We start from the raw sequence: 287 nt of genomic DNA, 5'->3' as shown, positions 1-287 counted from the left end.
TAAAGAAATGTTTGCGGGATTAGATGAAGCGACAAAAGAAAAAGCAAAATCAATTTTAGAGCAAGAGAAATCCGGTAAATTAACACGTGAACAAGCAAAAGAAGAATTAACAAAATTAGGCGTGAAGTTCCCGGAAAAGGGTAAACACAAAGAAATGTTTGCGGAATTAGATGATCAAACGAAAGAAAAAGCAAAATCAATTTTAGAGCAAGAGAAATCCGGCAAATTAACACGTGAACAAGCAAAAGAGGAATTAACGAAGTTAGGCGTGAAAATGCCAGAGAAGA

1 pseudogene is annotated in these 287 nt (G+C 35.2%); it reads left to right on the top strand.

The window, feature by feature from the left end:
- A pseudogene (locus tag MR083_RS27155) lies at positions 1-287 on the top strand (hypothetical protein); the annotation flags it as partial.

The organism is Bacillus cereus group sp. BfR-BA-01408 (genome assembly GCF_022663305.1).
Lineage (GTDB): Bacteria > Bacillota > Bacilli > Bacillales > Bacillaceae_G > Bacillus_A > Bacillus_A pacificus.
The sequence above is the reverse complement of the archived record's forward strand: the minus strand, read 5'-3'. Positions and strand labels throughout refer to the sequence as shown.